General features: G+C 62.1%; 8 protein-coding genes. 2 read left to right on the top strand and 6 right to left on the bottom strand.

Annotated features, from left to right (window positions below; genetic code table 11):
- The first annotated feature begins 436 nt into the window (after window positions 1-436).
- Window positions 437-3052, top strand: a complete 2616-nt coding sequence (locus OXI69_07860; GenBank protein ID MDE2666050.1) for a hypothetical protein — start codon at window positions 437-439, stop codon at window positions 3050-3052.
- Here the strand turns inward: OXI69_07860 and OXI69_07855 are convergent.
- Window positions 3041-4408 (bottom strand): dipeptidase, encoded by a 1368-nt coding sequence (locus OXI69_07855; protein ID MDE2666049.1) that lies wholly within the window; start codon window positions 4406-4408, stop codon window positions 3041-3043. The genes OXI69_07860 and OXI69_07855 overlap by 12 nt on opposite strands.
- A 126-nt stretch (window positions 4409-4534) precedes the next feature.
- Here OXI69_07855 and OXI69_07850 point away from each other — a divergent pair, with 126 nt between their 5' ends.
- Window positions 4535-4843: a hypothetical protein gene (locus OXI69_07850; GenBank protein ID MDE2666048.1), complete on the top strand. Its 309-nt coding sequence runs from the start codon at window positions 4535-4537 to the stop codon at window positions 4841-4843.
- 103 nt (window positions 4844-4946) lie between these two features.
- Here OXI69_07850 and OXI69_07845 read toward each other — a convergent pair whose 3' ends face one another.
- From OXI69_07845 to OXI69_07825, 5 genes are all read right to left on the bottom strand, one after another.
- Window positions 4947-6167, bottom strand: a complete 1221-nt coding sequence (locus OXI69_07845) for an ABC transporter permease (GenBank protein ID MDE2666047.1) — start codon at window positions 6165-6167, stop codon at window positions 4947-4949.
- A 62-nt stretch (window positions 6168-6229) separates the two neighbouring features.
- A complete protein-coding gene (locus tag OXI69_07840; GenBank protein ID MDE2666046.1) occupies window positions 6230-6970 on the bottom strand; it encodes an ABC transporter ATP-binding protein in 741 nt (246 codons plus the stop codon).
- Between the two features lie 3 nt (window positions 6971-6973).
- A complete protein-coding gene (locus OXI69_07835) occupies window positions 6974-8758 on the bottom strand; it encodes an efflux RND transporter periplasmic adaptor subunit (GenBank protein MDE2666045.1) in 1785 nt (594 codons plus the stop codon).
- A gap of 134 nt (window positions 8759-8892) precedes the next feature.
- On the bottom strand, window positions 8893-13488 hold the full coding sequence (locus OXI69_07830) for a DEAD/DEAH box helicase (protein MDE2666044.1): 4596 nt from the start codon (window positions 13486-13488) through the stop codon (window positions 8893-8895).
- Window positions 13485-13898 (bottom strand): helix-hairpin-helix domain-containing protein, encoded by a 414-nt coding sequence (locus OXI69_07825; protein ID MDE2666043.1) that lies wholly within the window; start codon window positions 13896-13898, stop codon window positions 13485-13487. The genes OXI69_07830 and OXI69_07825 overlap by 4 nt, the downstream gene beginning before the upstream one ends.
- Between the last annotated feature and the right edge of the window lie 475 nt (window positions 13899-14373).

Genomic DNA, 14373 nt, shown 5'->3' with positions numbered 1-14373 from the left:
GGGAGTGAAGCCGGGAGTGCTCCTTCGGTCGGGCTCCGCCCTCCCTGCGGAGCACTCCCGCTCGTTGCCCATCGCCCCCCTTGGAGATATGCTTAGCCCTACATAAAGAAGACTGGCCGTGTAAACCATGTATGCGGTTTATTGTGTAAACCATGAATGGATTGCACAAGACAAGGGCTCCGCCCGTAGTCGAACCGGTGGGGGGGACGGAATTAGCAAGGTCGCCACTTAGGAGCTCCAGCCCGCAGCCCCAATAGCCCAACCCGAGGCCTGTTTTCAGTTTACCTTGCCCTCCGACTGGTTTATTTTTGCTCATTGGCCAGGATGGAGAGATCCAAATTCCGGCGTTTCAGGGGCGCGGATGAATCTACCAAAATCGCACAAACCGGGCAGTGAACGGTTGCCAACCCAACCGGGCCGCTCCTATCGGCGGGGGATGGCGCAGCTGCGATGGCGCCACTTCAACGGAATACCCGCGCTGGACCTGGCGGCCCAACACTGTCGTTTGGTCGATCTGAGCCTGCAATCCCTGCTGGCACCGAGCCGACTCGCGGCTCCCGGCAGCCCCGCCCGGAACCGGAAAACCTGTTGGCTGGCTCTGGGCGCTTACGGCAGTCTGGAACTGACTCCCTATTCTCCGCTCCGGTTGTTGTTGACCGGATCGATTGGAGATGGAGAGGCAAGCCAGGTTCTGGAGGCCACTCGATCCCGGATGGCGGCGATGGGAATTCACGGCGAAGTGGTTTGTCTCAGTTCCCGGGAGTGCCTGCGTCGATCTCAGACGGATATGGGCTTTTGCCTGGAGCTGCTGTCCTCCCGATGGTTGGGTGGGGCCCGGTCAGTGGGGTCCGATCTGCACCAGCGGCTCCGGTCTACTTTGGTCAAACGTCCTGTCGTCTTTCTCTGTGATCTGGAGGACCACTACCGGCAGATGCTGGATGGTGGAGAATCGAGTGTTTATGCCCTGACGGCTGGTCTGGAACAGGGGCCGGGCGGGTTGTGGTGCTGCCGGGCGCTGTTGCAGTCCTTGAGGCTGCTTGCGGGAACCGGTGACCCCGTTCGGATGCTGGAAAAGGGAGGGATTACGCCCGGGGAGTGGACCCAACTTCTGGCGATACGGGAACGTCTGCTGCAGATTCAAACTCATCTGCATTTCGTGGCGGGGGCGGCCGAGTCGGACCTGTTGGGCGAGGCCGGAGTTCAAACGGCCCGATTCCTGGGATTTCACGATTCTCGTCAGCTTCCGGCGCTGGAATTGCTGGTGAGAGACGTTCTGAGGCGAAAAAGGAAATTGGCGGCCCTCTTTGAGGGTTATTTGGGGCGCAACAAGGCGGCCTTTCTGAAAGGAAACGAACCCTTCAAGTCTCAATATCTCAGGTTGGTTTCTCAACCGGAACAGGGGAGCGAAGAGGAAACGCCGCAACGCTGGATGAAGGTTTTTCACCTGAGTCAAATGGAGCCGGAGATCATGCAGCCTCCGATGATTTCACGGCTGCGGTCCCAACTGCACCAGTGGCCTACTCGCTTTTGGCGGGTTCCTGCCATGCACGCCGACTTCCGGGTCATCCTCAAGAACAAGGGAAGGGTGGGACCGGCGCTGCGGCGAATGCGCGACCTTGGATTCCTTGGCCGTTACCTGCCGGAGTTCAGCCGCCTGGACTGTCTCCCCGGCATTGCCCGAGGCCGCAGGTATTCGATCGATGAGCATACGCTGCGGGCTGTCGATCGCCTGGACCTGGTGGCCAATTCAACCGACGCGGGACTGAGGGATTATCGAGGCTTGCTGGAACAGGTGGAGGACCCTTCAATCCTCTACCTGGGTCTGCTCTTGCATGAGACCGGCTCGAACGGGCCGGATCAATTGTCCGGCAATGGCCAACCCATGGCGGTTCGCGCCTTGCAGCGCCTCAATGCGTCGCCGGAAGACCGGGACAAGGTTCTGATGCTGGTGACAGAGCAGACCCTGCTCGCCCATGTATCGCAGAGGAGAGACTTCGACGATCCCCAGATTGTCCAGGAGATCAGCTCGGTGGTGGAGACCACCGACAATCTGAACATGCTGTTGCTGCATACCTTTGCGGACTTGACCTCGGTGGATGAGACCGCCTGGTCGGAAAGAAATCGATTCCTGTTGTGGTCCTTGTATTTCAGAGTCATGGACCGTCTCATGTTCGGCCGGGAACTGAGCGGGGCCGAACACGCCCGGGTCGCCGAGATTCAGCGCGGCGTCCTGGAGCAGCTGGCCGGGGAACTGTCGGTCGACTCGGTGCTGAACCATTTTTCTTTCCTTCCCGAGAAATATGCCCTCTATACGCCCCTTCCCCAAATCGTGGCCCACGTTCGTCTTTGTGAGAATCTGAAGGAACAGCCTTTGGCAAGCGAGTGGGTTGCCAACCCGGATGGCGGTTACTACGAACTTCACCTCTCCACCCGCGATCTGCCCGGGCGTTTTGCCCAGATCACCGGAACCCTTACGGCCCTGGGCATCCGGCTGTTGAGCGCCCAACTCAATACTCGCGAGGATGGCATCGTGATCGATACATTCCACGTGAGCGATCTGGGCAGCCAACTGTTGATCGATGACGCCGGGCGGCGCCGTGTGAACCAGGTACTTGCCGAAATCATCCTGGGAAAGACCCGTCTGGAAGACCTGCTGCGGGGCCAGCGGTATGAAGTTCGTGCCGAGCCGGGCGGTGCCACCCTCGCTGTGGCTCCCCGGGTGAGAATCGACAACGACATCTCCGCCCACAGTACCGTGATTGAAGTTCAGGCCCAGGATAGCTGGGGATTGAGTTACCGGATCGCCGGAATTCTGGCCGAACTGGGACTCAATATCGTTTCCGCCAAATTGGCAACCGAGCGGAATTATGCCTTTGACGTGTTTTACGTCCAGACGGAAGGCGGTGACAAGGTCGTGGATGGTTCCAGGATGAGCCAGATTCTGGAGAGGCTGCGCCTGGAAGTGAAGTCGCAGGCACAACCGTTCGCTCGAACCCCGGTCCTGGATCGCCCCGGGAGAGCCCAGGGCTCGCCGACGGATTCAGCTTCTTGAGAACTGGTCGAAGAAGTGGGCAATGCTCACGATGCCGGTTTGATAGTTGCCCAGGTCCAGTCTTTCGTTAGGGGCGTGGGCATTCTCATCGGGGAGCCCGACTCCCATCAGCACCGAGGACAGGCCCAGAGTCTCGGCCAAGGTGGTCACCACCGGAATCGATCCCCCTTCCCGCACGAAGACCGGCTTGGCGCCGAAGCCTTTCTCGAAGGCCCGGGAGGCTGCCCGGATGGCTGGATGGTCGATGGAGGCCAGCCAGGGGTTGCCGCCGTGCATGCGGGTGAGCGTGAGTTCTACCGAGCCGGGAGTGACCGTTTTCAAGTGTTGTTCGAAGAGGTGGGCTATCCGATCCGGATCCTGATCGGGGACCAGGCGCATGCTGATCTTTGCCATGGCCGTGGCCGGAATGACGGTCTTGGCTCCCTCGCCGGTGAAGCCTCCACACAGGCCGTTGACCTCCAGCGTGGGTCTGGACCAGATTCTTTCCAGCGTGCCGTATCCCTTTTCGCCGAAGAGCTCGGGGGCGCCCACCTCCTGCCGGAATCGTTCCTGGTCGAAGGGCAGTCGGGACAGCTCGTCTTTCTCCCGATCGCTCATGGGGGCGACGTCGTCATAAAAGCCAGGGATCAGGATGCGCCCCTCGGAATCCTTGAGCGAGCTGATGATGTGCGCCAGCGCGAAGTTGGGATTGATCACCGTCCCGCCAAAGGAACCGGAGTGCAAGTCCTGGCTCGTTCCCTTCAAGTCCAGTTGAAAGTAGGTCAATCCTCTCAGCCCGTAGCAGATGGAAGGAATTCCCCGATCGAACAGGGGAGTGTCTGAAATGAGAGCGACATCCGCTTGCAGCAGTTCCTGGTGGCTTTGGATGAAGGCATCCAGGTGGTCGCTGCCGACTTCCTCCTCTCCCTCGATCAGGAGCTTGAGGTTGACCGGCAGAGTCCCCTGAGTCTTCAGGTAAGCCTCGGCCGCCTTCAAATTCATCCAGACCTGGCCCTTGTCGTCGACGGCTCCCCGGGCATAGAGCTCACCGTCTCGAACGGTCGGCTCGAACGGTCCCGAAATCCAGAGTTCCAGGGGATCGACCGGCTGGACGTCGTAGTGTCCATAGAAAAGCACGGTGGGTCTGCCGGGCGCCCCCAGCCATTCCCCGTAGACGACGGGATGGCCCTCGGTTGGAAAGACGACTGCCTTCTGCATTCCGATGCTCTCGAGCTGGTCTTTCAGGAACGCGGCGCAGCGCTCCATGTCGGCGCGGTTCTCGGCGTTGTTGCTGATGCTGGGAATAGTCAGGAATTCTTTCAGTTCCGCTATGTAGCGATCCCGGTTCCGGTGGATGTAGCGCAGGACGGATTCCATCAGCGTCGCTCCTTTGGGGCTTGTATTGTACCACTCGGAAAAAGGAATTTGCCGAGCGGGGAATCTGGGCTACACTTCCACCGGCAAGCCACTGATTTCGGGGCACGGCAGCCACCCGAGGTACCGATGAAAAAGGGATTTCAATTTCTGGAGAAGCACTACACCCTGTCCATGGAGAGCTGGGTGGAGGTCGATGGGAAATTTCACAAGTTTGCGGGGAAGGTCCACAATGGACGAGCCACCTGCAAGGGGCATTTCAAACTGACCCAGCTTGCCTTGGAGAAAGCCAACCAGATAGCCAAGGACAACCAATGGCCCCTGGACCGGGTCCTGGTCGAGGGATGCATCCAGGTGCTCAAGGCCGAACTCTACATACGGGAGATCTCCGACGGGTTTTCCTACGTAACCGACCACCGCTTTTTCGAAGATCTGTAGCCCGACAAAAAAGAATATCCGCCGAATTTGGGAGGCGAAAAGGTCCGGGATATCCGGAGGTGGGGACGCGTGTGTTCATCCGCCTCCGGCCGGTGTGCTGAAACTACTCGTAGCGGAGCGCTTCGATGGGATCCAGCGCGGCCGCTTTGTGGGCCGGATAGTAGCCGAAGAAGATTCCGATGGCGGCTGAGAAAAGGATCGAAATGATGACCGAATTGATGGAGATCACGGTGGGCCAGCCCAGCCATAGAGGGATGCCTACGGAAACCGCCACTCCCAGCAGCAGGCCCAGGATCCCTCCCAGCAGGCACAGGCCGATCGATTCCGAGAGGAACTGGATGCGGACATGGCTGGGTCGTGCCCCGATGGCCATGCGGATGCCGATCTCACGGGTGCGCTCCGAGACCGCCACCAACATGATGTTCATGATCCCGATCCCTCCCACCAACAGGGACACGGAGGCAATGACCGCCAGCAATCCCCCCATCATCCGGTTGGTCGCTTCCGCCGCTTCTCCAATCTCGCTGAGGTTGCGAATCATGAAGTCGTCGTCCTGAAAGGGACCCAGGCGGTGCCGCTGGCGCAGCAGGGCACGAATCTGCTCTTCGGCCGCGTAGGTGGCCCGGGAATTGACTGCCTGTACCAGGCCTGACTCCACGTGGAGCGCTCCCCCCAGAAACTTCTTTTGGACGGTGGTGTAGGGAACGATGATGACGTCGTCCTGGTCGCGGCCCCAGGAATTGTATCCCTTTGCCTTGAAGGTTCCGATGACTTGAAAGGAGAGATTCTTGACTCGAATGGTTTGTCCAACGGGGTCGCTGCCGGCAAAGAGCTCCTGCCAGACGGTGTTGCCCAGCACGGCCACCCGGGCGGCCGCCTTGACCTGGGAATCGTCAAAGAAACTGCCTTGCGCAATGGTCCAATTCCGCATGTCCGGATACAGTTCGTTGTATCCCTCGATTCGGGTATTCCAGTTCTGGTTGCCAAATACCACCTGGGCCATCGACCTGGCGCTGGGACTGACCGCCTTGACGGCGGGACATTCGTTCAACATGGCATCGAAATCCGCGGCTTTCAGGGTATTCATGGTTCCGGAGGCACTGCGAACACCCCAAGAGCGGCGGCTGCCGGCCCTCACCCACACGGTGCTGTCCCCCAGGCTGGCGATTTCTTCCTGAATCTGCCGCCGTGCGCCCTCACCCAGACTCACCATTGCAATGACCGCCGACACGCCGATGATGATTCCCAGCATGGTCAGGGCCGAACGAACCTTGTTGCGGTTCAGGGCCTTCAGGGAAATCTTCAGGATCATCCAGTAGTTCATGTCAATGCTCCGGTATCCACGGCGATCGAGACCTGGGAGGAAACCCTCGGTGGGTGTTGTGGTCAGGTCTTCTCATCCCTCAGGATCTGACCGTCTCGCATGTAGATCTGGCGTGATGCATAGTTGGCGACTTCCTGCTCATGGGTCACCATGACCAGGGTGATTCCTTGTTCCGAGTTCAAGCGTTGGAGGAAGGCCATGATCTCTTCCGAGGTCGCCGAGTCCAGGTTGCCCGTGGGTTCGTCGGCCAGCAGGATGGCCGGGCGGTTGACCAGGGCCCGGGCCGCGGCCACTCGCTGCTGCTGTCCTCCCGAGAGCTGGTTGGGAAGCGCCTTGGCTTTCTCGGGTATTCCGACCACCTCCAGGGCCTCTTCGATGCGAGCGGCCCGGTCCGCCTTGGATGTCCCGGAATAGAGCATGGGGGCTTCCACGTTCTCCCAGACCGAGGTCCGGCTCAGCAGGTTGAAGGTCTGAAAGATGAATCCGATGTTCTGGTTGCGAATGTCGGCTCTCTGGGAAGGGGAGAAGGTGGAGACGTCCACGCCATCCAGGCGGTAGACGCCGCGGGTGGGACGATCCAAACAACCCAGAATGTTCAGCATGGTTGACTTGCCCGATCCCGAGGCCCCCATGATGGCTACGAACTCCCCACGGGCAATCTCCAGGGAAACCCCGCGCAGGGCCTCGACCCGGATCTCTCCGGTGTCGTAAATCTTCCAGACCTCGTGCAGGGCGATGACGGCTGCCCCGTTCCGGTCCAGCGAAGGCGTCTTTTCGGCCAGGGAGTTGATGAGATGTTGCATGGGCTAGCGGCCCCCGCTGCGTCGACTTTGCTGACTTCGTTGTGGTGCTCGTCTGCGGCTTCCGAACAGCCCTCCGAACGGGGAGGAGGTACTGCTGGCTCTGGCCCGGCTCTCCATCTCTCCGGTGATGACCTCTTCCCCTGCCTCCAGGTTCCCTCCAAGAATCGCCGTGTCCCGGCCGTCGGTGATCCCGAAGCGGACCCGGCGCGGTTCGGGTTGACCCTCCGCATCGAGGACCCACAACACCCCCCGGCGAGACTTCGCTTTTTCGGCCTGAGGGAACCGGATCTTCAAACCGGGATTGATGCCGTACTGGGTCTGAATGGCAGGTGCGATGACCGTCCTGGCGCCGTCGCCAGCCGGTCCTCCCCGACGCATGCCGGGCCCGCCCCCTCCGAAGGGTCCACCTCCGCCCCTTTGAGCCATGCGAGCCCGAATGGCCCGCATCCGCTCCGGATCCATGCCGCGTCCGCCGAAGCCGCGGCCTCCTCCTCCCTGTGCCATCCGGGCCCTCATGGCTCGCATCCGCTCCGGGTCCATGCCGGACCGACCGCTGGACCCTGCCGGATTCTCACCGCCTTCGGAAGAACCAGCTCCTGCCGAGTCCTCTCCCGATCCGGGCGGGCCACCTCCAAGCATGGCCCGAACCTCCTCGGGCGTCTTGTCCGACGGCTGGTAGCGCAGAGCCACGTTGGCCACCTTCAGGACGTCCTCGGCGCTGGCCACGGTGAAGGTGACGGTGGCCGTCATGGCCGGCCGCAGCTTCAATTGGGGGTTGTCCACGTCGATCATGACGTTGTAAACGACCACGTTGGTGGATCCGGCCGCCTGCTGGGCGTCGGTGCTGGAACCCGGAAGCTTGGAACTGAGGCGGATTTCGGAAATTTTCCCCTGGAAGTTCTGTCCGGGGAAAGCGTCGACCGTGAAATCGACCTCGGCCTGTTCGGAAATGGCTCCAATGTCGGCCTCGTCGATTTGAGCGATGACCTGCATTTTGGCCAGGTCGTTGGCGATCAGGAACAGAATGGGGGCCTGGAAGCTGGCCGCCACCGTCTGGCCGATATCCACGCTGCGTTCGATCACCACCCCGTCGATGGGAGAAGTGATGTTGGTGTAATAGAGGTTGACCTGGGCCATCTTCAATTCGGCCTTGGCCTGTTTGACGTTGGCCAGAGCCTGTTCCTTTTGGGCCCCGGCCGATCGAATGGAGGCCTTGATCTGGCTGATCTGGGCTTCGGCCTGCAACAGGCGCGCGGCGGACTGATCATGGCCGGCCTGGGCCGTTTCCAGGTCCCGTTCAGGGATGAGGCCGTCCTCGAACAGTCCCTTGGCTCTTCGCAGCTGCCTGCCCGCTTCCTGTTGGTCGACTCGCGACACCTGAAGATTGGCCTCGGCGCTCTGGAGTTCGGCTTTGCGATTGATCAGATTGGCCTCCGCGTTTTTCACCGCGGCCTCCGAGGTCGCCAGGGAGGCGGCGGCGCGGTCCCGCTGGGCTTCGAAGTTGGCCGGGTCGATGATGGCCAACGTCTGTCCGTTCTTGACCACGCTGTTGAAGTCGGCGTGCAGCTCCTGGATCCGTCCGGAGACCTGGCTGCCCACCTGCACGGTGACGACCGCCTGCAGGGTTCCGGTCGAGGTGACGGTCCTGCGGACGTCCCCGCGCTCCACCGCCACTTTCAGGTAATTCTCGGCCGGATCGTCGTCCCCGCCACCCCAGACCAGATAAACGACGGCGATCAGGACAACCAGCCCGACGACAGGGAGAACCAGATTACGTTGCAGTCTCATGAACCTCTACCTTTCCAGGATGCTTCACCACCATCGAATCAAACTAAACAACGCTGGCCCCCGGTGGCCGGTTTCAACATTTTTGTCCGGGTGATGCAGTGGCGGCCAGGCCGGGTTGGCGGCCCTGAAATCCGTCATGGTCGATGTGTATCGTCACCGGAACGAGGGGCTGAGCGGGTCGGTCCCTGCTCGGCGCCGGAAGACCGCTTGGGCTGCAATCGGCTCAGCACTTCTCCCAACTCCCCTACTTCAATCGGTAGACCCTCCCGGATGGCGATCCACTGGTGGGAGAAGGGCGACACTCGACCTCCGGGCGTGAGGATGCCCACCAGGTTCAGCGGGTCTGCCGCGGGGACCAGCACGGTGTCGCTCCCTGGCGCCCGGTCCCGCCGCAGCGCCCGCAGGGTGTCTACTGCCTCCGGGAGGGCAAACTGTTCACCCACAAAGCCACTCACGAACCGCCCTCCTCGAATTTCACCCCGAGCCTCCATCCTCCGGTAAATGCTCAGCAGGACTCTCCATCGGGGTGCGTGAGGCTCGCGGGTCATGAGTTCCCGGATGACGATGCCGTAGCGGTGCAGAAGCTGATGGGCCATCCGGGTGGCGAATTCTTCACGATCCTCGTGGGGAGGTGGCATCCGACTGACGGACGCGTCCGGTTGGGGAGCTTCGCCGGGCGGATGGTCCGAAAGATGGGGATGCTGCGGCTGCAACAGAGACCACCGGCCCAGCGGCAGCAATCGGCCGGGGGCGTTGCCTCCGCGAATGACTCGCAAACGGTGCTCGGGTCCGCGCCGCTTCTGGTTCGGCAGCAACAGGACCCGCAGCCCGGCCATCCCGTCTCCGGTGACCAGACCGCGGCTCACCAACTCCCACAGCCCATCCTCCACCTCGGCGGTCAGCCTTCCGGTACTCCTGGAAATGTCCGACAGGAAACAGGCTCCCCATTGGCGCAGCGCGTTGGCGACCTCCACGGCCACGGGAGACAACCCCGGAATGCCCTCCAGGGAGAGGGGCCTCGAATCCAGCAACCAGGTGGAGTCCTGTCGGGTGAAAAAGGCCAGAGGAGCCGAGCGGCCGGGCTTGGTTCGAGCGTGGCTGTTTTTGGCTGAAGGATCCTCCGGGTCGAATGCGGGGGGTGGAGAGAACCGCAGCCGGCCCCAGGCGACGGTGCCGGAAAGACACAGGGCTTCCAGGTCCTCGGGTCGATAGCCGGCTATTCGCTTGGGCAATATGTCGCGCTCCCAGGCCGGCGCCGGAAGCTCCAGCCCCTGCAGTTGCTGCAACACCTTCAGCAGGCCCTCCCGGCCATGGAGTTGAGTCCCGGGCTCCAGGTGCTGCCAATGCAGCAGGAAGCGGATGAATTCGGTGGTGCTGGCCGGCTCGATTTCCCGGCGCAACCGACCGATCGTCAGGCGGTGGATCCTTGCCAGGATCCGCCGTTCGCACCACTCCGTGTCGGGACCCGGTTCGTCGGCCGAGTGGAGGCCTTTCTCACTTGCGACGCCTGAAGTCGAAGTGACCACCGAGGAGGGGGATCCTGCCGGTGCGGGCAGACCGGGCCCGGCACGGAAGCGGCCCCGCAGAATGGAGCCGCCGGCCTCCAGGGTCACCAGGGCGAGTTGGACCATGGAGCGGGGCAGGCCGAGTCGGTCGGCCAGCTCTGCAGCCGTGGCCGGTCCCAGGCATTCAAGCCACTCGCGCACCAGGAAGGCGGCGATCTCCTCGGAAGTTCCGGGGAGTCTGCTCGTGGTCGAAGATGCCGACGGCAGAAAAGGCGAGCCGGTTTCGCAATCCCGGGCTCGGCGCTCGAAGGAGGGGTCTGCCTGGGTTTCGGGAACCAGGCGCTTCAACCAGGACAGTCTCTCGGCGGCCACGTAGGCTTGCTGGCGGAATCCTGCCGGATTGACCCAGAAAACCGGCGCCGCGCGATTGGATTCGATCAGATCGTTCATGAATTCCCGCCAGCGGCCAACCGCTTCGGATGGCAGAACGACCAAGTTGAGGAGCAGGTCGTGCAGTTCTTCCCGGTCCCTGATATCCGGCCACAATTCCGCTACCACCCGCTCAACCACCTCGGCGTCCAGGAGGGAATCGGCCTGGATGGCGTCGGTCTCCATCCGCCGCAGGGAGACCGCCCGCGCCCGTCGTTCCTCCAGGGGAGCGTCATCCAGGAAGGCATAGGGATTGGCGTTGAGGATCTCGTGAGACATGGGTGAGGGGGCGGGTGTGTCACGCCCCAGGAAGCGGATCTCTCCCGCCTCGAGGCGGCCAAGGACCTCCAGAAATCCTTCCAGGTCCAGCGGCTCGTGCAGGCAATCGTGCAACGTCTGGTTCACCAGAGGATGGTCCACCGGCTCCACTGGACCGGGGGCGTTGTCCTGACAGGCCAACTGGGCCGGGAAAACGGCGGCCAGCAGATCCTCCGCCCGCATCCTCTGAATCGGCATCGGCACCCGGCGTCCCTGCTGGAACCGCAGCAGCGCCAGGAAGCGGGTGGCGTTCCAGCGCCAGCGATTTCCGAACATGGGAGAGGCCAGCACCCCCTGGATCAGGTCTTTTTCGGTTCGATCGGATCGCACCATGGAGGACACGCTTTGCAGGGGAAAGCTGTGCTGTTCTCCCAGGGAAATCACCACCCCGTCGTCGGTGGCTGCCGCCTGCAGCTCAAAATTGAAGGAGACGCAAAATCGCTTTCTCAGGGCCAGTCCCCAGGCCCGATTGATGCGGCCTCCAAACGGAGTGTGCAGCACCAGCTGCATGCCCCCCGATTCGTCGAAAAAGCGCTCGGCCACTATGGTGTGCTGGGTGGGAACCTCTCCCAGGGCGGCCCGGGTCTGGGTGATATAGGAGACCAGTTGTTCCGCTCCAGACCGGTCCATTCCACACTCCCGCGACAACCACTCGATGGCTGAATCGGTTTCACGGTCCAGCAGTTCCGCCAGCTTGCGGCGGAGTTCCGAGACCGCTTCGGACAGTTCCGCCGTGCGGGCCGGGGCTTCCCCCACCCAGAAGGGAATGGTGGGAGGTGCGCCCTGAGCGTCCTCCACGCGGAGCTTGCCGGCTTCCACCCGACGGATGCGCCAGGACTGGTTCCCGAGCAGAAAGATGTCTCCGGCCATGCTCTCAATCGCGAAATCCTCATTGACCCGCCCCACGAAGATGCCTTCAGGTTCCTGGATGACGTCGTAATCGGCCGTATCGGGAATGGCTCCCCCACTGGTGATTGCGGAGAGGGCGGCGTTCCTGCGAGGCCGCAGGCGGCGGTGGACTCCGTCGCGGTGAAGGTAGGCCGAACCACGGCCACGGCGGGTCGAAATCCCTTCGGAGAGAATCTCCACCACCTCCGCAAACTCCTCGGGGGTCAGGTCGCGATAGGGATAGGCCCTTCGGCACAGTGTCCAAAGTTTCTCCTCGGCAATCTCTCCGCCGGCGACAGTGGCCACCATCTGCTGAGCCAGGATGTCCAGAGGCTTTTCGGGGATGTGGACCCGATCCAACTCTCCGGCGCGGACAGCCCGCACGGCTGCGGCGGTCTGCAGCAGCTCATCCCGGGTAAGAGGGAAGAGGAGGCCCTTGGGAACGGTGTCCAGGCCGTGCCCGGAGCGGCCGATTCTCTGCAGCAGGCTTGCAATGGAGCGGGGAGCCCCGACATGGCAAACGAGGTCGACGTGACCGATGTCGATGCCCAGTTCCAGCGAGGCCGTGGCTACCACCACCGAAATGGCGCCGGACTTGAGTCGCTGTTCCGCCGCCAGGCGGCTCTCCTTGGACAAGCTGCCGTGGTGGGTGGCGACCTGGTCTTCTCCCAGGCGCTGGCTCAGCTTGTGGGCGACTCGTTCCGCCAGTCGGCGGGTGTGGACAAAGACCAGGGTCGACCGATGAGCCCGTGATTCAGCGGCAATGCGCTCATAGACGGCTTCCCAAAGCTCCAGACTGGCGATGGGACCAAACTCCAGGTCGGGAATGGCAATGGATAACTCAAGATCACGCTGGTGGCCGATATCCACGATGGAACAGGCCACCCGACCCTTGGGCTCGAGGCCCGCAGTGCCAACCAGCAGGCGGGCAATGGCGGAAACGGGTTTCTGAGTGGCGCTGAGCCCGATCCTCTGCAGGCGCCGGCCGGCCAGATGGTCCAGGCGTTCCAGGGACAAGGCCAGGTGAGACCCGCGCTTGTCGCCCGCCACAGCATGGATTTCGTCCACGATTACCGTGCCGGCTCCCCTCAGGTAGCCACGACTCCCTCTGGCCGTGAGCAGAATGTAGAGTGACTCGGGAGTCGTTATCAGAATATGGGGCGGTCGTCGGAGCATGGACTGCCGTTCGCTGCTGGGAGTGTCTCCCGAGCGAACCGCCACTCGAATTCCCAAGGGACCCTCGCCCTGTTTTTGGGCGATGCATCCGATTTCCTCCATGGGGAGCTGCAGGTTCTTGTGGATGTCGTTTCCCAGCGCCTTCAGGGGCGACACGTAGACCACGTAGGTGCGGTCTTCGAGCTTGCCGCTCAAAGCCGCCTTTACCAGCCTGTTCAGGGACCACAGAAACGCGGCCAGGGTCTTGCCCGATCCGGTTGGAGCGGCGATCAGCGTATCTCGTCCGGCCATCACCGGAGGCCAACCCTTTTTTTGGGCAGGGGAGGGGGCAGCGAAGTGTTGACGGAACCACTGGGCCAGGTAGGGGTGAAACCCCCGGGGCAGGGGACTGCGGGGAGGAATGCCGGTCTTCATCTCGATCCCTCGGTAGAGCCGGAGCAGGGCGGCCGGGTGATCTGCCCGGTGGAATCCGCCACTCGGATCCGATCCCGCAAGGCCTCGAACTTGCGCCGGCCGATTCCCCGGATGATCAGGATTTCCTCGACTCTCCGGAAGGGGGGATTCTTGGCGCGGAACTCCACAATTCGTCGAGCCAGCACGGGCCCGATGCCCGGCAGCGATTCCAATTCCCGGCGCCCGGCAGAATTGATGTCGAGTCGGTTGCCCGGTTCAAGAGAATCGGACGGTAACGGAGTCTGCTCCTGTCGAACGGGTGGTGTCGACCCGTTCCCGGCTTGGGAGGCTTGCCACCGGCAGCTCTCCGAAACCACCAAACAGGACAGGGCGATTCCGATGCCGCTCAGCCATCCCAACCGAATTGCCACGCTAGCCCGCATTTCTCACCAGGGCACGCCCAGCGCCGTGTGTAACCGCAAAAGGTACCAATCAGACCCATGAGGTGCTGAAAATAGATGGACTTTCATCTATGAATCGAGCGGCCTGGTGAGAAATGCGGGCTAGGGGCCCCGGTTCTTCAGATTGGCAATCAGCCGACGGATATCGCCCAAGCCCTTCCAACCGACGTAGAGCACCAGAAATCCATACCATAGGATACAGAGCCAAGTCAGACAAAACCAAACAGGATGAGAGGGAAGCATTGGTTTAGTCCAGTCCCCGCTCCAAACGACGGGGCGGAAATACGGGGTGAAGCGAATCGTTCGAGGGTGAATCAGGGGCCTCTTACCAACCCCGGAGACTGGGCCCCCCACCGGCTCGGCTGCGGGCGGAGCCCTTGTCTCACCGACTCCCCCTCCAGGGGGGAGTGATTGAGGCCTGCACAAGGCTTCCAGTAGAACTCTA

It is taken from the genome of Acidobacteriota bacterium, assembly GCA_028875575.1.
Lineage (GTDB): Bacteria > Acidobacteriota > Terriglobia > Versatilivoradales > Versatilivoraceae > Versatilivorator.
The sequence above is the reverse complement of the archived record's forward strand: the minus strand, read 5'-3'. Positions and strand labels throughout refer to the sequence as shown.